Raw genomic sequence first — 20,069 nt, 5'->3', positions numbered from 1 at the left:
TGCCGGTCCTTTGCCTAGAGCACCTCAAACACGCTATAGACCGGCCCGTCCTTGAAGCGGTGACCCGTGCCCACCGCGATCACCCGGTTCAGAAATTCATACTTGCCAGCGGGGGCTTCGAAGACCGGATTGATGCGAAAGTAGTAGCTGGCCGGATCGACCGGTTCGCCTTTTTCGAGCCGCTGGATCACGTCGGCCGCGCCGTGGCGAATGCCGCGGTAGGCTATCGTGATGTTGACACCATCGTCGGTCTGCAGGATCAGGCGCACATCGAGCGTGGTACTGCCGTCGCTGCGCGCGCTTTGCCAGTCGCTGCCGCCGTCGAGCACCTTGCCGCTCAGGCGCTCGCCCGCAAAGGTGCCGGACGGCACGATGCCGATGCGGCGAAACGTTCCCGGCGTGTCGCCGACGATGACGATCGGCTTGACATCGAGCCGCATCACGAACAACGGCCGCGTCTGGATGCTCTGGAGCGCGGCGGGCAGGTCTTCGAAAGCGGGAGTAGACATCGTCTTCACCTTGTCGGTTGATGGCATGGGGGTGTCATACCAGAGTCATGGGAACGTTTGAGGGTACTTAAGGGCTACTTGAGCGGCGAGAAGTCGGTTGCACGCAGCGGCCTGAAAGTACAAGTGCGGATTTCGTAAAGCATGGCAGCTCTCCGTATGGGCCGGATGGCGTCTGATTCGCGTGTTGGCCTCGGTTGATCGGGCACTTCTAGGCAGCAGTTCTTCCACCATTGACTCTGAGCACCTCACCGGTCATGAAGCTCGCGCGCGGCGAAGCAACGAACAGGATTGCGTCGGCCATTTCTTCCGGCGTCCCGGCACGCTTGAGGGGGACACCGGCGAGAAAGGCAGCCTTGCGTTCCGCATTCACCGTGAGCCGGTCGAGCATCGCGGTTTCGACAGGGCCAGGTGCGACCGCATTGACGCGTACACCGAACGCCGCGGCCTCGAGCGCCGCCGACTTCGTGAGACCTTCCACGGCGTGCTTGCTGGCCACATATAGCGATGCGCCTGCAGCACCGCGCGCGCCCATCGTCGACGAGATGTTGACGATACTACCGCCACCTTGCGGTGCCATGACACGGAGTTCGTGTTTCATTGCGAGCAACGTGCCGAGCACATTGGTTTCGAACACGGCGGCGTAGCGTTCGGGGGTTTGCTCGATCACCGGGGCCGATTCGCCTTCGGTGCCCGCCGAGTTGACCGCGATGTCTAGCCGTCCGAATCGCGCGACGGTGGCGTCGACGAGCTTGCGTACTTCGTCTTCGAAGCGCACGTCTGACTGCACGAACTCTGCCTCGGCACCGAGCGAGCGTAGCGCCTCGGCGAGTTGCCGGCCTTCTTCCGCGCGGCGCCCCGAAACGACGATACGGGCGTGGACACGAGCAAAAGCGATTGCGGTAGCGCGACCGATGCCAGTCAGTGCGCCGGTGACGAGTACGACAGGTTGGTTGTCCATGGCTATTCCTTGGGTATGCTGATTAAAGTTTCGAACCGCCGTCGACGCACAGCGTCTCGCCGGTAATCCAGCGTGCCGCATCCGAGGCGAGAAAAACGACTGCCCCGCCGATGTCTTCGGGTTGCGCGCTACGCTTGAACCTCTGCATTTCGGGGGCCGTTGGCGTTAGCCGGCCACTATTTTTTGTTTTTGGGTCTGATATTCCGATTGCCACCACGTCCACAGCAATCGCATTGACGCGCACGCCGCGGGCACCGAGCGTGGTCGCAAAGTACTTCACCAGCGTGTCGACGGCGCCTTGGCTTGCCGCACAGGCCGATGCCGGTGACGATACGGTGCCCACCTCATCATGGGCCGCCAGCGAGGAGACCAGCAAGACGCTACTGCCTTTGCACATCGCCGGCATCAGTTGCTGCACCAGAAAGTAGGGCGCGCGCACGTTCAAGGCGAACAGCTCGTCGAAATCGGCGACGGTGGTGTCTTCAATGCTCGCGCCCTTCGTCATGTCGGCGCTGCACACCAGTACATCCAGACGTGCACCGATTACGGCGCGCGCTCGATTTGCCAGCCGGTGCGGCCCATCCGGGGCGCTCAGATCCGCAGCAATTCTGTCGGCGTGGCCACCGGCTGCGCGAATCTGCGTAACCACTTCGTGGGCCGCCGTGTCTTCACGGCAATAGTGAACCAGAACCTGGGCGCCTGCTTTCGCGAGGGCCAGCGCGCTAGCACGGCCTATCCCGCGAGAGGCGCCCGTGACGAGCGCTGTTTTTCCACTGAGAGGGCTCATGATCAGATTCCAGGTGCTTCAGTTCCTCGGCGATATAGCTGGCAGGTATGGAGTGCGATTGCCGGTCCGCTTCGCCGAAGCGGCTGTCGTCGCGTCCCGCCTGATGCGTAATCTAGTGGCAGCACGTGGAAAGATAAAAGACTTTGTAGGTTGGCGGGCATGCCTGAGAGGCATACCGCGCAAACTGCGGCCGATGGTGCTTTCCCATTGACGAGGACGCGGCCGGGCACAGCTCTGCAGCGCGTTCACACCGCAGAGGTTTTGCATATGCGCAAAGATTGGTTGGCCTGGCGTCTGGCCGGCTTTACTGTTAGCGAGGTATCGCGCAAGTCCCCCTTCTTCAGGATCAGGAGTCTTCAATGAGTGCAGCCGTCTCGGCCGACATCGGCTCGATCCAGGTCGCGCCACTCTCGGCGCATATCGGCGCAGAAATTCACGGCGTCGATCTCACCCGGCCGCTATCCGCTCAACAGGTCGCGGAGATTCGCGCGGCCTTGCTACGATGGCGAGTGGTGTTTTTCCGCGAGCAGTTTTTGACGCACGAGCAGCACGTCGCCTTTTCCGCGCAGTTCGGTGAGCTTACGGTGGGGCATCCGGTCTTCGGACACGTGGACGGTCATCCGCAGATCTACTCGATCTCCAAGTTTCGCAAGGCCACCCGCTTCGAGGGGGAGCCGCTGCTGAGACCGTGGACGGGATGGCACACCGATGTCACCGCCGCGATCAATCCGCCGTATGCGTCGATTTTGCGTGGCGTCACCATCCCGCCATTCGGCGGCGACACCCAGTGGACCAATCTCGTCACCGCTTATCTGAAGCTGTCCGAACCTTTGCGCGCGTTGGTCGATGGCTTGCGCGGCGTGCACCGGTTTGCGCCGCCGGCAGGCGCGAAGGGCACTGATTCATTCGTGCAGGCCGTATCGCAGCACACGCTCGTGACCGAGCATCCACTGGTACGTGTGCATCCGGAAACGGGGGAACGTGCGCTCTATGTGAGCCCTGGCTTCCTGAAGTACATCGTTGGCGTCACGCCGCGAGAAAATCAGGTGTTGCTGGAACTGCTCTGGGAACACGTGACGCGCCCCGAATTCACGGTTCGTTTCAAATGGGAGCCAGGCAGCATTGCCTTCTGGGACAATCGCGCCACCGCGCATCTGGCGCCTACGGATATCTACGATCTCGACTTCGACCGTCAGCTATATCGCACCACGCTGGTTGGCGATATTCCGGTTGGCCCGGATGGCCGGCAATCGATCGCGCTGGAAGGATCGCCGGTCGGGGCTGCGGCTGCTGTGGCGTTGAACTGAAGAACAGAAGGCGCTGACCTCACGCGGTTAACGCCTTCACACGCGGAATGACCCGCTCGGCGAAGCCACGCATATCCGCCTCAAACGGCTGAAATTGCAGCATGAACAGTTCGATGCCGGCTCGATGAAACGCGGCAATGCGTTGCGCGACCGTCTCGTAGCTGCCGACAAGACCTGCTGCCGTGCCGCCGTTCGAACCCACCCGTGGCGTCTTGGCGAAGGTCTTGATCATGACGACGTTTGGATCGATGTTCGCTTTCTGCTGCTCGCGTAACGGCGCATCCTTGGCCGCCAGTTCGAACAGATGCGCAAGATGCTCTTGTGCTTCTGCTTCGGTTTCGCGTGCAATCACGAATGCCGACAGACCAAAACGCAACGGTGCGGGCAACGATGCCGGACGCGGCCGCGCGGCGACATCGGCGATCAGCTTTTGCACATCCTCCAGCGGCTGGCCGTTGATGAACCAGACGTCGCCCTTATCGGCCACCAGCTCGCGCGCCGGATCCGACTCGCCTCCCACATAAATGCGCGGGCGATTGCGGAATGGGTCGGTCGGCCGCAGAAAATAGTCGTCGACATGAAAGTGTTCGCCGTTAAAACTCGTTCGTTCACCGCGCAACAGCGAATCGACAACGGTAATCCACTCGCGGCCATATGCATAACGCGCGTCGTGCTCGGCGAAACCAATGCCGGCGCGCTCGAGTTCGGGGCGATTCCACGCATTGACGAGATTGATGGCGAAGCGGCCGCCGCTGATGTGTTCGATCTGCTGCGCCATCTTCGCGAGCACGACCGGATGATAGAGATAGGGCTTGATGGCAGCGATAATCTCGATACGCTCGGTGAGCGCTGCAAGCGCAGCGGAAGCCGTCCACGCCTCGAGCTGATCCAGCTCCTCGCGGTGCGGATTGATCGTGTGCTGCGCGACCAGCACGGAGTCGTAGCCGAGACGCTCGGCCTCCAGTACCAGCGCCTTGTTGCGCACCCATGATGCGTCGTACGGTTCGTCGGGATCCTGCAGCGCGGCGCGGCTGCCATGAACGAGTGCCCAGACACCGAAGCGGGCAGGTGATGTCGGCATGGCGCTAGAACCTCCACAAGTATATGTGCCGGGGAAACGTCAATGATGCCTGACGCACTGCGCCGCAACGTAACCGCGCGTTCCAATTTGTGACGATATCGATTGCTGAAATACGTATTTGGCGTCCCCCCGATTCTTTATATAGTCGAAAGCTTGGCCTACTTCTGAATCTCCCCGATGCGCTTCGCTCTTTCCGCTTTGGCCGGTCTGTCTGGACTGCGCCGGTTTTCCGTTTGCGCACTGGTGCTGTTCGGCGTGCTGTGCACGAACGCCGCGCAAGCCAACGAAACGGTTTCGATCAGCTATCAGCGCTCGTCGACGCTATTCATCCTGTTGAAGCGCACCGGCGCGCTGGAAAAGAAGCTCAACGCAATGGGCTATGACGTCAGCTGGCATGAGTTTTCAACGGGGCTGCTGCAATCGCTAAACGCTGGGAGCGTCGATCTGCATGCGGATGTCGCAGATGCATTCGCGCTCTTCACGCAGGCCGCGAACGCGCCGCTGACGTATTACGCCGAAGAGACCTCTGCGCCGAGTGCACAAGCCGTCATCGTCCCACCGGATTCGCCGATCCATTCGATCGCGGATCTGAAGGGCAAGCGCGTGGCGGTATCGAAAGGCTCCGGCTGCAATTTTCTTCTGATTGCAGCGCTTGCCAAGGCTGGGCTGACGATCAAGGACATTCAGGTACGTTACCTCGAAGCGCCGGATGCGCTCGCTGCGTTTCGAGGTGGCAACATCGACGCCTGGGCCATCTGGGATCCGTTCCTTGCCGCACAGCAGCGCGACGCGCATGTCCGCGTGATCGCCGACGGCACTGGCGGTGTCGCGCAATACAACCGCTTTTACACGGCGACTACGGCGTTTGCGGACAAACACCCGGATGTGATTCGTGTCGTATTCGATGAGCTGAACGAAACAGGCAAGTGGGTTAAGGCGCACCCGCAAGAGGCTGCACAGATCCTTGGACCGTTGTGGGGCGATATTCCGACACCGACCGTCGAGCTGGCGAACAGCCGGCGCAGCTATGACATCGTGCCGGTGAAGCGGGACCAGCTTGGCGAACAACAGCGGATCGCGGACACGTATTTTGCGGCAGGGTTGATCCCGAACACGTTGAAGGCGACCGACATCCGGATCTGGACGCCGCCCGCGGCGAAATAATCATTTGATGTCACGGCGGCGCAACGGCCGGCGTGACATCGAGCCAAACCGGTTTAGCGGACCGCAGCCCGTGCCTGCGTGCCTTGGGTATAACGGTTCTGGGGCCGCGGCAGGCCCAGATTCTCACGCAACGTGTGGCCTTCGTACTCGGTGCGGAAAAGCCCACGGCGTTGCAACTCGGGCACCACCAGCTCCGCAAATTCGCTAAGCCCGCCTGGTAGCCACGGCGACATGATATTGAAGCCGTCGGCACCTTCTTCCTCGAACCATTGCTGTAGCTGATCTGCGATGCTTTGCGGCGTGCCCACCACCTGCTGATGACCACGCGCGCCGGCGATGCGCAAATACAGGTCACGTATGGTCAGATTCTCGCGGCGTGCGAGATCGAACAGCAACCGTTGACGGCTCTTACCGCCATTGGTTTCGGGAAGCTCGGGCAGCGGGCCATCCACGGGGTACTGCGAGAGGTCGACGCCGCCGGACATATTCGATAGCAGCGATAGACCCACCGTAGGATGGATCAGGTTCTGCAACTCGTCGAATTTCGCGCGCGCCTCTTCCTGCGTGCGGCCGATCACGGGAAAGATACCTGGCATGATCTTCAGATGATCGGGCTGCCGTCCGTATTTCGCCAGTCGCCCTTTGACGTCGCGATAGAACACCTGGGCTTCTTCCAGCGTCTGATGCGCGACGAAGATTACCTCGGCGGTTTGCGCCGCGAGTTCCTTGCCGGCTTCCGAGGCGCCTGCCTGTACAACCACCGGCCAGCCCTGGGGTGAGCGTGCGACGTTAAGCGGTCCACGCACCTTGAAGTGCTTGCCCTTGTGATTGAGTACGTGAAGCTTGTCCGGATCGAAGTAGACACCGCTCTCCTTGTCGCGCAGAAACGCGTCGTCTTCCCAGCTATCCCAGAGGCCAGCCACAACGTCGTAGAACTCGCGGGCGCGTTCATAACGCACCGCGTGATCGGGATGTTGTTCGAAACTGAAGTTGTGCGCTTCGGATTCGGTACTCGATGTGACGAGATTCCATCCCGAACGGCCACCGCTCAAGTGATCGAGCGAAGCGAACTTGCGGGCCAGGTTATATGGCTCGTTGAAGGTGGTCGAAACCGTCGCGATCAGCCCGATATTTCGCGTCACCACGGAAAGCGCCGAGAGTAACGTCAACGGTTCGAAGTGATCGGCCCGTGCGGTGCGCGAGAGCGAAGCCAGATTCGTGTCGCGCACGCTGACGCTATCGGCAAAGAAGATGGTGTCGAATTTCGCGCGCTCGGCGATTTGCGCGACTTGGGCGTAGTGGGCGAAGTCGAGGCCGCCGCTCGCATGCGTATCCGGATGGCGCCATGCGGCGATGTGATGGCCAGTCTCCATGAGGAATGCGCCTAACCGGATTTGCCGCTTGTTTTCGCTCATTCTTTGCTCCATGAGATTGTGGCGTGATTGCTTTGCGCGCGCGGTTTCACCAGGCAAGCCGCCAGTCGGTGATTGGCGAATCGACGGGAGAGGCTGACACGTGCTGACCACCAGAGGGCGCGCCGCCTCCATCGCTGTGAGCTGCTGCGCCATCCTCGGCGAAATCGGCGAGCACTTCGTCGCGCAGGCGGATAAAGCGGGGATCGCTGCGCTGGCGTGGCCGCGGCAGCGCGACGTCGACAATCCGTTTGACTCGCCCAGGGCGCGGCGCCATCGTGACGACTCGATCGCCCAGGTACAGGGCTTCGTCGACATCGTGCGTCACGAGGATCATGGTGATGCGCTCGCGTTCCCAGATCCGTTGCAGTTCGTTCTGCAGACGGGCGCGGGTCAGCGCATCGAGTGCACCGAACGGCTCGTCGAGCAGCAGCACACGCGGCCGGTTCACGAGACCGCGTGCAATCGCCACGCGCTGCGCCATGCCGCCTGACAGTTGATGCGGATAGGCATTCTCGAAGCCGTTCAGACCCACCAGCGCAATGTGTTCAGCGACTGCCTCGCGTTTTTCTTTAGCGGACAATGGCGCATTGCGTAAGGCAGCGAGGATATTCTGCGAGGCTGTCAGCCAAGGAAACAGACGGTGGTCCTGAAACACGATGCCGCGCTCGAGCGACGTATCCTTCACCCGTTCTCCGGCAACCCGGATCTCGCCGCTGTAGTCGCTGTCGAGTCCGGCGATCAGGCGCAGCAAGGTCGACTTGCCGCAGCCGCTCGAGCCGAGCACGCTGACGAATTCCCCGGGCCGCACCCGCAGGGTAATGTCGTCGAGAACCGCCAGCGGCACGCCACGCTGCGCGTAGTGCTTGCTGACGTGAAGAATGTCGAGTGATTCGGAAAGGGCGGTGCTCATGATCGGCAATCCTCTTTATAACGTGGCTCGCGCCGGATTCGAAGCGGTGTGGCGGCGCGCCAGCACCGCTCGCTCGACGGCACGCGCCAGTGCATTGAGCACCCACCCGGTGATGCCGACGACAATGATCCCGAACAGCACCAGATCCATGCGGAACTGCTCGCTGCCGTCGACCAGCGTATTGCCGATCCCGTTGCCCGCAACCAGCAGATATTCGGCGCCGAGCGTGGCGAGCCAGGAATAGATCAACGCGAGATAGATGCCGGTGAAAATCGACGGCAACGCCGCGGGCAAGATCACGTGGCGGATCATTTGCAACCGCGTATAGCGGAAGGCGCGCGCGACTTCGATGTAGGCACGCGGCACGGCGTGGATGCCGTCGCAGGTATGCGCGGTGACCGGCAGCAGCGCGGCAAGCGAGAGAAAGACAATTTTTGCGGCATCCCCGAGGCCGAACCAGACGGAGATCAGTGGAATCCACGCGAACAGCGAGATCTGTTTGAAGGTGTCGAAACTCGGTCCGATCACCCGGGTCGCAATGCGCGAGAGGCCGAGCACGCTGCCGAGCAGCAGGCCGCCCACGGTGCCGATCACGAAACCGCTCGCTTCACGCGCGAGCGACGCGGACAGCGCACGTACCAGCGCCCCGCTGACGATCTGTTGCCATGCGGTTTGCGCCACGTCGGCAGGGCTGACAAGTAAGCCGCTCTTCACCAGATGAGCCTCTGAAATAGCCCACCACAGCGCAAGCGCAACGATGGGCAGCACCGCGCCGCGCAAATCGAGGCGGCGTTTTCGCGACGCTAACGGAGGTTTGCTGGCCGCTGCTTTGCCGGCAACCGGCAATTCGCAACTGCACGGCGGCGACCCTTCCTGTTCGAGCAGACCCGCACGACGCGCAAGTGAATCGATGATTCGGCTCATAACTGACTCCGGGACGTGTCGGTGGCTCACTCGCGAAACGCGGATGGCTGGCCGCGCCGCAGACGCGCTTCGAGCGCATCGAGCAGACGGTTCATCGTCAGGCCAATGGCGCCGACTATCACCACCGACGCCATCACCAGGTCTAACTGGAACAGCTGCCGTCCGTAGACGATCAGATAGCCGAGCCCTTCCGACGACGCCACCAGTTCCACCACAACGAGCGCGAGCCATGCCTTGGTGAACGCGAGCCGTACGCCGGTGGCAAGCGTCGGCACCGCGGCGGGCAGCACGACATAGGCAATGCGTTGCCAGCGGTTGTAAGCGAACACGCGCGCCACCTCTTCAAGCGCCACGGGTGTTTGCCGAAAGCCCTGCAAGGTGCTGAGCGTGACGGGAACCAGCGCGGCGTGTGCGATCAGGATGTACTTGAGCGGCTCGCCAACGCCCACCAGCAGAAGCAGGAAGGGCAGCCAGCCGAGTACTGGAATCTGGACCAGCGCGTTAAAACCTGGCAGTACATAGGCTTCCAGCGTGCGCGACAGGCCAAGCGCTGCGCCGATCACGAAGCCTAGAAAGGTCCCCACGCCGAAGCCGATCAACACACGTTGCAGACTGATCAGCGTGTTGTGCGCAAGGTCGCCGCTCTTTGCCAGATCGATGAAGGTCTCATACACGCGTTCAGGCGGCGGCAGAATCTGCGGTGCAATCCAGCCGTGCTCGCACCCGGTGTTCCATAGGGCGAGCAGCAGCGCTGGCAATAACCACGGCGCCAAATGCCACGCAACGGCACGCAAACGCTCGTGTCTGCGCGGCGCGGTGTTTGCGGCGTCGGAATGGATGGCCGATTTCGCCGGCAGCTTGATCGCGGTTTCGCTCATCGTCGTGTCCGTCAGGTGAGCGGTTTGCCCGCTGCGTCGTAGCGCGTCCAGTAGTGGTCGAGCTTGAGCGTGCGCAGCGCATTGTCGAGATAGCTGGGCTCAAACCAGCTATCCACGTCGACGGGCTGACGGATCAGCTTGAGCTTGAGAGCATCCTGGGAGACCGCCCTATAGCGCGCCACGATGAACGGATCGATCAGTGGCGAATTGCGTTCTTTCAAGGTCCGGTTGGCGAACTCGGCTTGCCAGGAGGCATACGGGACGCCGGTTCTTGCCCACAACTTGAACTGGGCGTCGCGGTTTGCTTCGTCGGACGACCATTGCGAGCCTTTCACGAAAGTGGTCACGACACGCTGCACGATGTCCGGATGCGCGTGATCGAAATCGTCAAGCACGAGCAGATGCGATTGACGCGTCAATTGCGGCCCCTCGTTTTGCGACTCGTAGATGATCCTGATGAGACCCTGGTCGCGCAGCTTGTACAGGTGATAGTCGCTGAACGATGCATCGATGCCTCTGGATGCCAGCGCAGCAAGCGCGCTAGCGGTGTCGAGGTTGATCACATGCAGATCGCGCTCGTTGAGCTGATTGGCGGCGAGGGCGTTATCGGCGACAAGTTGCAGATTCGTACCGCGAAAGATCGACACGCGCTGGTCCTTCAGATCCTTGATGCTGTGGATGCTGGAGTCGACTGGCACGGCAATCTTCACGCCTACCCGCACGCCCGATTCGAGCAGGATACGTGTCTTCAAACCATTGGCGCGCCCCAAGACGGATGGCAGATCGCCCTGGAAGGCAAAGTCGAGCGACTTGTCGGCAATCGCCTCATTGACTGCCGGCCCGGCTCCCTTGAAGAAGAGCCATTCAACCTTGATGCCGTCGGGCGCGAACTCCTTTTCGAGCAACTGCTGAATCTGCACCGTGGCCGCTGGTGAGCCTCCGAAGGTCGGCGGGTCCCCGGAGCCTTGTTCCGCCACGCCGATGCGGATCACCGTCGGTTTGTCGGCATAGGCATGCATGGCCGCTAGCGCCAATGTAGCGGTCGCGAGTACTGACTTGAGCAAACGTAGATATCGCATCGATTCGAGTGGGGATAGGGAAGTGGGTGCGCCGGGGCCGCATTCGTTGTAGCCGCGAATTGCAGGCTGCTGCCGCGCCAGAGCACAGCCATTCTTTGCCGACGACACTGTTAAGGACAAGAAAGGATTTGAGCTATGCATATTGCCGGGTGTGTTTATGTGTTCGGCGCATGGCGTAGACGAGGTGCGTGCCTGCTTCTGCCTCGATGAAGATTCGCATGCGGAAGCATCGGGCGGCGCGCATATCGATAGATGGTTTTCTTTGTTGTGCGACACAGATCCGAAAATTTATGCTGATGAGCGATCGGACGCTGCACCAAGGAGTTGAAAGGCCACCGTGAAGCTTCGCTGCTCAAGCGTCCATCGTCGTGCTTCTTTAGAAATCACTTTTTATTGGTTCTGCTTTCGATGACGCGCTCGCATAGTACGTTTTGATGGCTATAGGCGGTGAAGCCCAGGTGTTGGGCAACGGCCGGCCAGCATCGCCGTTCGGGGGAGATCCGGACAGGTACGACGAATGAGCAAGGAGATGTCATGACAGTTGAACTGGCAGAACACACTACACATGCAGCGCTGGTAGCGGCCCGCGAGGCCGCCGTAGCTGCGGGTTTGCCCTATGCGGGCGGGATTTCTCCGCAAGATGCGTGGGCGTTGTTTTCGGCGGGTGAGGCGGTGTTGGTCGATGTGCGCTCCCCCGAGGAGCGCAAGTTTGTCGGTTACGTGCCGGATAGCGTGCATGTCGCCTGGGCGACCGGCACGAGTCTGAACCGTAACCCGCGCTTCGCGCGTGAACTGGAAGCGAAAACGGGCAAGGAGGCAGTCGTGCTGCTGCTGTGCCGCAGCGGCAATCGCTCGGCACTTGCTGCCGAGGCGGCGGCGAAGGCGGGCTTGACCCAGGTCTTCAATGTGCTGGAAGGATTTGAGGGCGAACTGGACGCGCAGCAGCAGCGCGGCCGCCATAACGGCTGGCGCTTTCACGGCTTGCCGTGGGTGCAGGACTAGCGAGATCAACATCAGGACGGGGAGCATTGACTGTGGCCGTATTTGACATCGACGATATCGTTCAATCGCTCCAGACCGTGCGTCAGCGCTGGCGCGAAGTGCAAAAGCGTTCGCTCGAGCCGGGCGGGCGCGACTTGCCGGCCCGCGAGGCGCTGGCCCACATCGTCGACACGCTCAAGGGCGTGCTGTTTCCCATGCGGCTGGGGCCACCCGATCTGCGTCAGGAAAGCGAAAATTTCTACGTGGCCAATGCGCTCGATTCGGCGCTGCACGCACTGCTTGGACAGGCGCGGCTCGAATTGAACTACAAGGCCCGCCATCACGCGCGCGCCGACGAGCAGATCGAGGCACAGGCCAGCGCAGCGGTACACAAGTTCGCCGCGCGGCTGCCGGAGATTCGCGGTTTGCTCGACGGTGATGTGCTGGCCGCGTTTCATGGCGATCCGGCGGCGGGCAGCGTGGACGAAGTGCTGCTGTGCTACCCGGGCATCCTGGCGATGATCCATCATCGGCTCGCGCATGAACTCTACCGGCTTGAGTTGCCGCTGCTGGCGCGCATCGTGGCCGAGCAGGCCCATGGCGAGACCGGCATCGATATCCATCCGGGCGCGCAGATCGGCGCGGGGTTCTTCATCGATCACGGCACGGGTGTCGTGATCGGCGAAACTGCAGTGATCGGGCAGCGCGTGCGCGTCTATCAGGCGGTGACGCTCGGCGCCAAGCGTTTTCCACGTGACGCGGCGGGTCATCTGGAGAAGGGTTTGCCGCGTCATCCGATCGTCGAGGACGATGTCGTGATCTATGCCGGTGCCACGATTCTTGGCCGCGTGACGATTGGAAGAGGGGCGGTGATTGGCGGCAATGTATGGCTGACGCAGGATGTCGAGCCGGGTAGTCACGTCACCCAGGCCGTGTCGCGCAACGAGGCTTCGCAGCCGGCGCAGGTCACGCTGGTGCCACAGGCGCCGCAGTTGAACCCTGTTGCGAGCGCCACGTCATGAGCACGATCGTCAGAAACTTCGGCGCTGCAGTACGCGAGTTGCGCGAGGCTCGCACGTGGTCGCAGGAGCAGCTCGCCGAGCACGCCGGTTTAAACCGGTCCTACGTCGGCGAGATCGAGCGCGGCGGCGCGATTGCGTCGATCGTCACAGTCGACAAGCTCGCACGCGCGCTCGGCGTACCGATCTCGAGTTTGCTGCGTTCGTCGTTCGCGGGTGCCAGTGCGGCAGTCGCTCCAACACCGTCCGCCGCGCCGGTTCCCACGCTCACTAATGTGCTGAAGACGTCCTCGTGACGTCTATAGCATGTTGAGCCAGAGTGGATCCGGTCCTCATAATCACTGCTCGTCATAAGCTTTCCTGTTTTTCATCTATAGAACCCGGAGCCACACATGTCGACCATAGCGAGCGGCCATACGGCGCTTAGCGATAATGCCGCGCGGCAACTAGCCAACGCCACCAAGACCGTCCCCCAACTTGCGACGATCACGCCGCGCTGGTTGACGCATCTGCTGCAATGGGTGCCGGTCGAAGCGGGTATCTACCGCCTGAATCAGGTCAAGAATCCGGACGCCGTGAAGGTTGCCTGCACACAGCGCGAAGACGAAACGGTGCTGCCGCGCACGTTTGTGCCGTATGAAGAAGAGCCGCGCGAATACTTCCTGAATGCCGTGAGCACGGTGCTCGACGTGCATACGCGTATCTCCGATCTGTATAGCAGTCCGCACGATCAGATCAAGGAACAGTTGCGCCTGACGATCGAAACGATCAAGGAACTGCAGGAAAGCCAGCTCATCAACAATCCGGATTACGGTCTGCTTGCAAACGTGGCGGACGAGCAGCGCGTGTTCCCGCTGACCGGCGCGCCGACGCCCGACGATCTGGACGAACTGCTGAGCAAGGTATGGAAAGAGCCGGCGTTTTTCCTGACCCATCCCCTCGCGATTGCTGCGTTTGGCCGCGAGTGCACGCGCCGTGGTGTGCCACCGCCCACCGTCAGCCTGTTCGGCTCGCAGTTCCTGACATGGCGCGGGATTCCGCTGGTTCCGTCCGACAAGGTGCCGGTGGCCGACGGCAAGACCAAGATCCTGCTGCTACGTGTGGGCGACAAGCGCCAGGGCGTGGTGGGCCTGTTCCAGCCGGGTGTCGCGGGCGAGCAGGGTCCGGGGTTGTCGGTGCGCTTCATGGGCATCAACAGTCATGCGATCGCGTCGTATCTGATTTCCCTGTACTGCTCGCTGGCGGTGCATTCGCCGGACGCGCTGGCGGTTCTCGATGACGTGGAGATCGGTAAGTACCATGACTATCCAGACACCTACAAGTAATCCGCCAGGCGCAGGTGTGCCGCACGATGTACCGCAGACGCTGCCGGCCGGCTTGCCCGATCCGGCAACGCTCGCACGTCTCGCGACGGAGTTTTTCTCGGCCCTGCCCGGTGGCGGGGTGTCGTCCGCGGTGCCGGGTGGCAATAGCCTGAGCGACGCCTCGTCGTCGGCGTCGTTCGCTTCGGCATTGCCGGTCGCTGCGCCGGTGCTGTCCACGGCGAGCAATCCGGCGCCGGCGGGTTCGCCGCTCGCGGGTCCTGGTGGTTTCGGCACGGGCGTGCCGGGTACCGCTTTGCCGCAAGGTAAGGTGCCTGGGGCGAACCTGTTGCCCTCGGCGCCGACTCATGTGCTGTCGCTCGGCAATCGTGTACCGGCGCTCGTACCGCATGCCACTGCGCAGAATGGCTTGCCGGATAGCGCGGTGACGATCGCTCCGGCGCTCGAGCCGCGCTTCGGTGGCGCAGCGCTGGCCGTGCCCGAGGGACATGGTGCGCAACGTCCGTCTGCGGGTGGGGCTTCAAGTACGTCCGCTACTTCGCCTGGTATTGCGTCGCCGTATTACTTTCTCGATCCGCAAGCGGATAACCGTCACAGTAGCGGTGCGGGTGGCCGGGACATCGTCGTACCGTTGAGCGATTCGATCACCGCCCAATCGTTCGGCCTGCCAGGCGAGAACGAGCTTCGCTCGTTGCTCTCGGTGCAGCGTTTTCCGCACGATGCCGGCTCGTATGAACCGGCCGCTTTCAATAGCGGTGGGTCACGCTATTTCGTCGAGGAAGCGCATCCGTCTACCGGTCCGGCGAGAACCGCTCACGGCGTGCCGAACGCAGCGGCTTCGGCGCACCCGCCGTTCGACGTCAATGCAATCCGGCGCGACTTTCCGATTCTTTCGGAACGGGTGAACGGCCGTCAGCTGGTGTGGTTCGACAACGCGGCGACGACCCACAAGCCGCAGTCCGTGATCGACCGGCTCGCGTATTTCTACGCCCACGAGAACTCGAATATCCATCGCGCCGCCCATGCATTGGCGGGCCGTGCGACGGATGCCTACGAAGCGGCGCGCAGCAAGGTGCAGCGCTTTATCGGCGCGGCCTCGCCCGATGAAATCGTCTTCGTGCGCGGCACCACCGAGGCGATCAATCTCATCGCGAAGTCGTGGGGCGTGCAGAACGTGGGCGAGGGCGACGAGATCATCGTGTCGCACCTGGAACATCACGCTAACATCGTGCCGTGGCAGCAACTTGCCGCGCAAACCGGGGCGAAGCTGCGCGTGATTCCGGTCGATGACTCCGGCCAGGTACTGCTCGACGAATACCGCAAGCTGCTGAACGATCGCACGAAGATCGTTTCGGTAACCCAGGTTTCGAACGCACTCGGCACGGTGGTGCCGGTGAAGGAGATCGTCGAGATGGCCCATCGTGCCGGTGCGAAGGCGCTGATCGATGGCGCGCAGTCGGTTTCGCATATGCGCGTGGATGTGCAGGCAATCGATGCGGACTTCTTCGTGTTCTCGGGCCACAAGGTGTTCGGTCCGACCGGCATTGGCGTGGTCTACGGCAAGCGCGCGATTCTCGACGACATGCCGCCGTGGCAAGGTGGTGGCAACATGATCGCCGACGTAACCTTCGAGCGCACTGTGTTCCAGCCGCCGCCCAACCGCTTCGAAGCGGGCACTGGCAACATCGCGGATGCGGTGGGTCTGGGTGCGGCGATTGACTACGTGACGCGCGTGGGCATCGAGAATATCGCCCGCTATGAGCACGATCTGCTTGCGTATGCGACGAGTGTCTTGCAACCCGTTCCCGGTGTTCGGCTGGTTGGCACTGCGAAGGACAAGGCTAGCGTATTGTCGTTCGTATTGAAGGGCTATGAGACGGAAGAGGTTGGGCAGGCACTGAACGAAGAGGGCATTGCAGTACGTTCGGGGCATCATTGCGCCCAGCCCATCTTGCGGCGTTTCGGCCTCGAAGCTACCGTGCGGCCATCGCTCGCGTTCTACAACACCTGCGATGAGATCGATGCGCTGGTTGCGGTGGTGCGGCGTCTGTCGACGCGGCGTTAGCGTTTGGCGCTTCCAGGTGCTTCAGGTGTCTGATCAGGACACCTGAAGCACTGCAGGCGCCTGCGCAACACTTAACGCTGCGAGCAGACGCGCACTGAGCCTCGTGGTCTGATTGGCGATTTCGATGACTGTCCCAGGTTCGACGATCGTGCCGCGCAATGCTGCGCCGAGCACCGAAATGTACGGCGAAGCAGCACCGTTCGCTGCGATCGCGGCTAGCGATGGATCGACCGTAATGCCAAGCCCTACCGGTCCCGTTTGCACAAGGCCGCGCGAAAACAGATTGCGCACCAGGGGCTGCTCACAACCGGCGTGCCAGCGATAGTCGGGCCCGGTGCAGTTGACGACACCCTGGGTGACCATCGTGCGTTCTTCTTCGCTACCGCGTAGCCGGTAACGCACGTTCACGCCTCCTCCCAGAGCTTCCGCGAGATCGTTGACGATGGCCGCCTCGACGCTCAGACGGCCGCTTGTGCGCAGCGCGTCGACCAGCGCTGCGCTGACGGGTGGCGCGCGATGCAGAAACACGTCCCAATGCGGTCTCACGTGCCGGAAGAACCGCTGCCTGTCGATCAACGCTGCGTTATGCCACCAGTCTGCAAGATATGGCCTGAGCGCGCCCGGTAGCGATTGCCAGTCACCGCCATGCGCGATGATGGTTCGAGCTTTTTCGCGTAGTTCGCGCACGACCTGCCGCAATGTGCGCGGCGGTCCCACTCTTCCGAAAGGCGCTTCATCAGGCGCGGGGTTACGCCGTTCGACTGGCGTCAGGCCGTGCCGCGCCAGCACCTTATAGGTACCGCGATAACCCAGCTTTTCGAGCGATACGACGGCGTCGATCATCGTCAGACTTCCACCCACCAGCACGAGCTCGTCTGCGTCGACGAGTGCTGCAAGACGCGGGCAGTCCCACACGTTAGCGACATACTGACCCGCTTGCGTGAGCTGACCGTTCGCATCAAAACGCGGCCGCGACTGGAACACACCGAGCGCGAGCACCGCGTGATCGGCGAGCAGCACCCGGCCTGCGTCGAGCGCGAGCGTGACGCCGTTTGATGAAACATCGAGATCTTCGACGCGTGCCTGGACATGTTCGAACGTGACGCCGGGCGCAGCTTGCTGCTGTGCCTGCCGCAATTGCTCGCTTACGTAATCGCCAAAACGCCAGCGCGGCACGTACGCCTGGGCGACTGCATCACGAGGCTGGCCGGCAAACTCGGGCTGCAAAGTAAGCCAGTCGACGAAATGCTCCGGTTGCTCTGGATATAGCGTGAAAAGGAGGGCGGGGCCGTTGACCAGATGTCCCGGCTCCCGGGTCGAGTAAGCGAGGCCGCGACCCGGCTGCGTACACGGGTCGACGAGGCGGATCGCGAGGGCTTGCTGTGCTTCGCGCAGCAGCTTGATGGCGAGCGCCGTGCCGGAAAGACCGCCACCGACGATGACGATCTCTGGCGCTCCGCCGTGATGAGCGACCATGATGCTCTCCTGTGAATCCTCCGGCGCGCTCGGGCCGGGACGACAGGATGTTAATGGTCTGCTGAATATGGCCGAAACGACAAATGCTGATAAGCATTTGCGAAAAAATGCTTAAGGACGTTATTGCAGAAACACGCATGCCTGCGCGAGGCAGGCATGCGTGTTGTTAAGACCAAAGAATCAACGCGCGCGAACCGCGCGGGGCTCATCGATCGTCAGAAGTCGAAACCCGGACCGCCTGCGCCCGGCCCACCCGCCGGCGACTGCGGCGGCGCGTCCTTCGGTGCTTCATACACGGTCGCATCGGTGGTGAGCAGCAGGCCCGCAACCGATGCCGCGTTCTGCAATGCCGTGCGCGTGACCTTGGTCGGATCGAGCACACCCGATTCCACCAGATCGCCGTACTCGCCGGTTTGCGCGTTGTAGCCGAAGTTGCCGCTGCCTTCCGCGACCTTCGCCACCACCACACTCGCTTCCTCGCCCGCGTTGGTCACGATCTGGCGTAGCGGTTCTTCAAGCGCGCGCAGCACGATCTTCACCCCGGCGTCCTGATCGGGATTACTGCCTTTCAGATCCTTGATTGCGTTCCTGACGCGGATCAGCGCGACACCGCCGCCCGGCACAATGCCTTCTTCCACGGCCGCACGAGTCGCGTGCAACGCATCGTCCACGCGGTCCTTCTTCTCTTTGACTTCGATCTCGGTTGCGCCGCCCACCTTGATCACCGCCACGCCGCCTGCGAGCTTGGCGACGCGCTCTTGCAGCTTTTCGCGGTCGTAGTCGGAGGTGGCTTCTTCGATCTGCACGCGGATCTGCTTGACACGCGCTTCGATGTTCTTCGCGTCGCCGCCGCCGTCGATGACCGTGGTGTTCTCCTTGCCCACCTCGATGCGCTTGGCCTGGCCCAGTTCCGCCAGCGTCGCTTTTTCGAGCGTGAGACCGGTCTCCTCGGCAATCACCTGACCACCGGTAAGGATCGCGATATCTTCGAGCAAGGCCTTACGGCGATCGCCGAAGCCCGGCGCCTTGACCGCCACTGTCTTCAGAATGCCGCGGATGTTGTTAACTACCAGTGTTGCAAGTGCTTCGCCTTCGACGTCCTCGGCGATGATCAGCAGCGGACGGCCTGCCTTGGCAACCTGCTCGAGCACCGGCAGCAGATCGCGGATGTTCGAGATCTTCTTGTCGTGCAGCAGAATGAACGGGCTGTCGAGAACGGCGACCTGCTTGTCCGGATTGTTGATGAAATACGGCGACAGGTAGCCACGATCGAACTGCAGTCCTTCGACCACGTCCAGTTCGTCGGCGAGCGATTTGCCGTCTTCGACGGTGATCACGCCTTCCTTGCCGACACGGTCGATGGCTTCGGCAATACGCTGACCGATCGATTCTTCACCATTCGCCGAGATCGTTGCAACCTGAGCGATTTCCTTGCTCGTGGTAGTTGGCTTGCTGATCTTCTTCAGTTCTTCGATTGCCGCGGTCACGGCCTTGTCGATACCACGCTTCAGATCCAGCGGATTGAGGCCTGCCGCGACGTATTTCTGGCCTTCGCGGACAATCGCTTGCGCCAGCACCGTGGCGGTGGTGGTACCGTCGCCGGCGGCATCGCTGGTACGCGAGGCGACTTCCTTCACCAGTTGCGCGCCGATATTCTGCAACTTGTCGGCCAGCTCGATTTCCTTGGCCACGGACACACCGTCCTTGGTCACAACCGGCGAACCGAAACTACGTTCGAGCACGACGTTGCGGCCTTTCGGGCCGAGCGTGACTTTCACTGCATTGGCGAGAATGTTGACGCCTTCGACCAGTTTCGAACGCGCGCTGTCGCTAAAGACGATTTCTTTGGCTGCCATCTTGTGATGCTCCCTTATTGGTGGACTACGGCGACGATGTCTTCTTCGCGCAGCACGAGCAGATCCGTGCCGTCGACCTTGACCTGCTGGCCCGCGTATTTACCGAACAGCACGCGCTCGCCGACTTTCAGGTCCGGCTCGATACGCTTGCCGTCGTTATCGCGCTTGCCGGGGCCGACGGCGAGCACTTCGCCTTGATCGGGTTTTTCCGCGGCGCTCTCGGGAATGACGATGCCCGAAGCGGTTTTCGTTTCCTGATCGAGGCGTTTGACGATCACGCGGTCATGCAAAGGACGTAGGCTCATTTAGACATTCCTGCTGTGGAGATTTGGCACTCT

Annotated in this window: 19 protein-coding genes; 7 read left to right on the top strand and 12 right to left on the bottom strand. The window is 61.8% G+C overall.

Annotated elements, in window-relative coordinates; translation table 11 throughout:
- Positions 1-14 precede the first annotated feature (14 nt).
- The 3 genes from P3T17_RS28675 to P3T17_RS28665 form a co-directional block, all read right to left on the bottom strand.
- Positions 15-509: a DUF3237 domain-containing protein gene (locus P3T17_RS28675; RefSeq protein WP_074269379.1), complete on the bottom strand. Its 495-nt coding sequence runs from the start codon at positions 507-509 to the stop codon at positions 15-17.
- A gap of 208 nt (positions 510-717) precedes the next feature.
- A complete protein-coding gene (locus P3T17_RS28670) occupies positions 718-1,467 on the bottom strand; it encodes an SDR family NAD(P)-dependent oxidoreductase (protein ID WP_429409788.1) in 750 nt (249 codons plus the stop codon).
- Between the two features lie 22 nt (positions 1,468-1,489).
- Complete coding sequence (locus tag P3T17_RS28665; RefSeq protein WP_429409786.1) at positions 1,490-2,254, bottom strand: SDR family NAD(P)-dependent oxidoreductase; 765 nt, start codon at positions 2,252-2,254, stop codon at positions 1,490-1,492.
- 359 nt (positions 2,255-2,613) lie between these two features.
- Here P3T17_RS28665 and P3T17_RS28660 point away from each other — a divergent pair, with 359 nt between their 5' ends.
- Complete coding sequence (locus P3T17_RS28660) at positions 2,614-3,561, top strand: TauD/TfdA dioxygenase family protein (RefSeq protein ID WP_429409785.1); 948 nt, start codon at positions 2,614-2,616, stop codon at positions 3,559-3,561.
- A gap of 19 nt (positions 3,562-3,580) precedes the next feature.
- On the opposite strand, the gene P3T17_RS28655 is transcribed toward P3T17_RS28660, so the two are convergent.
- Complete coding sequence (locus P3T17_RS28655) at positions 3,581-4,642, bottom strand: LLM class flavin-dependent oxidoreductase (RefSeq protein ID WP_074268029.1); 1,062 nt, start codon at positions 4,640-4,642, stop codon at positions 3,581-3,583.
- A gap of 177 nt (positions 4,643-4,819) precedes the next feature.
- On the opposite strand from P3T17_RS28655, the gene P3T17_RS28650 reads away from it, so the two are divergent.
- Entirely contained in the window at positions 4,820-5,806 is a 987-nt protein-coding gene (locus P3T17_RS28650) for an aliphatic sulfonate ABC transporter substrate-binding protein (protein ID WP_429409783.1), read from the top strand.
- Between the two features lie 53 nt (positions 5,807-5,859).
- Here the strand turns inward: P3T17_RS28650 and P3T17_RS28645 are convergent, their stop codons facing one another.
- The 5 genes from P3T17_RS28645 to P3T17_RS28625 are packed head-to-tail and all read right to left on the bottom strand — an operon-like array spanning position 5,860 to position 11,012.
- A complete protein-coding gene (locus P3T17_RS28645) occupies positions 5,860-7,221 on the bottom strand; it encodes an LLM class flavin-dependent oxidoreductase (RefSeq protein ID WP_429409782.1) in 1,362 nt (453 codons plus the stop codon).
- 46 nt (positions 7,222-7,267) lie between these two features.
- The gene (locus P3T17_RS28640; RefSeq protein ID WP_429409781.1) at positions 7,268-8,131 is read right to left on the bottom strand and encodes an ABC transporter ATP-binding protein; all 864 of its coding nucleotides are present in this window, start codon (positions 8,129-8,131) and stop codon (positions 7,268-7,270) included.
- A 15-nt stretch (positions 8,132-8,146) separates the two neighbouring features.
- Positions 8,147-9,055: an ABC transporter permease gene (locus tag P3T17_RS28635; RefSeq protein ID WP_429409780.1), complete on the bottom strand. Its 909-nt coding sequence runs from the start codon at positions 9,053-9,055 to the stop codon at positions 8,147-8,149.
- A 26-nt stretch (positions 9,056-9,081) separates the two neighbouring features.
- Positions 9,082-9,933 carry an ABC transporter permease gene (locus tag P3T17_RS28630; RefSeq protein ID WP_429409779.1) on the bottom strand — a complete coding sequence of 284 codons (852 nt, stop codon included), beginning with the start codon at positions 9,931-9,933 and terminating at the stop codon, positions 9,082-9,084.
- Between the two features lie 11 nt (positions 9,934-9,944).
- Entirely contained in the window at positions 9,945-11,012 is a 1,068-nt protein-coding gene (locus P3T17_RS28625; RefSeq protein WP_429409777.1) for an ABC transporter substrate-binding protein, read from the bottom strand.
- A gap of 534 nt (positions 11,013-11,546) precedes the next feature.
- Between P3T17_RS28625 and P3T17_RS28620 the strand changes: the two genes are divergently transcribed.
- From P3T17_RS28620 to P3T17_RS28600, 5 genes are all read left to right on the top strand, one after another.
- Entirely contained in the window at positions 11,547-12,014 is a 468-nt protein-coding gene (locus tag P3T17_RS28620; protein WP_429409776.1) for a rhodanese-like domain-containing protein, read from the top strand.
- A 32-nt stretch (positions 12,015-12,046) separates the two neighbouring features.
- A complete protein-coding gene (gene epsC, locus P3T17_RS28615; RefSeq protein WP_429409775.1) occupies positions 12,047-13,015 on the top strand; it encodes a serine O-acetyltransferase EpsC in 969 nt (322 codons plus the stop codon).
- The gene (locus P3T17_RS28610) at positions 13,012-13,308 is read left to right on the top strand and encodes a helix-turn-helix domain-containing protein (RefSeq protein ID WP_429409774.1); all 297 of its coding nucleotides are present in this window, start codon (positions 13,012-13,014) and stop codon (positions 13,306-13,308) included. The genes epsC and P3T17_RS28610 overlap by 4 nt, the downstream gene beginning before the upstream one ends.
- A gap of 96 nt (positions 13,309-13,404) precedes the next feature.
- On the top strand, positions 13,405-14,337 hold the full coding sequence (locus tag P3T17_RS28605; RefSeq protein WP_074268036.1) for a family 2A encapsulin nanocompartment shell protein: 933 nt from the start codon (positions 13,405-13,407) through the stop codon (positions 14,335-14,337).
- On the top strand, positions 14,312-16,399 hold the full coding sequence (locus P3T17_RS28600; RefSeq protein ID WP_429409773.1) for a family 2A encapsulin nanocompartment cargo protein cysteine desulfurase: 2,088 nt from the start codon (positions 14,312-14,314) through the stop codon (positions 16,397-16,399). The genes P3T17_RS28605 and P3T17_RS28600 overlap by 26 nt, the downstream gene beginning before the upstream one ends.
- A 33-nt stretch (positions 16,400-16,432) precedes the next feature.
- On the opposite strand, the gene P3T17_RS28595 is transcribed toward P3T17_RS28600, so the two are convergent.
- The 3 genes from P3T17_RS28595 to P3T17_RS28585 all read right to left on the bottom strand — a co-directional run bounded on the left by P3T17_RS28595 (position 16,433) and on the right by P3T17_RS28585 (position 20,036).
- Positions 16,433-17,875, bottom strand: a complete 1,443-nt coding sequence (locus P3T17_RS28595) for an FAD/NAD(P)-binding protein (protein WP_429409771.1) — start codon at positions 17,873-17,875, stop codon at positions 16,433-16,435.
- A gap of 215 nt (positions 17,876-18,090) precedes the next feature.
- Positions 18,091-19,731: a chaperonin GroEL gene (groL, locus tag P3T17_RS28590; protein WP_429409770.1), complete on the bottom strand. Its 1,641-nt coding sequence runs from the start codon at positions 19,729-19,731 to the stop codon at positions 18,091-18,093.
- Positions 19,732-19,745: 14 nt separating this feature from the next.
- Positions 19,746-20,036 (bottom strand): co-chaperone GroES, encoded by a 291-nt coding sequence (locus P3T17_RS28585; protein WP_074268040.1) that lies wholly within the window; start codon positions 20,034-20,036, stop codon positions 19,746-19,748.
- Between the last annotated feature and the right edge of the window lie 33 nt (positions 20,037-20,069).

The organism is Paraburkholderia sp. GAS82 (assembly GCF_050436285.1).
Taxonomy (GTDB): Bacteria; Pseudomonadota; Gammaproteobacteria; order Burkholderiales; family Burkholderiaceae; genus Paraburkholderia; species Paraburkholderia phenazinium_B.
Note: the sequence above shows the minus strand (reverse complement) of the source record. Positions and strands in the feature narration are given on the sequence as shown.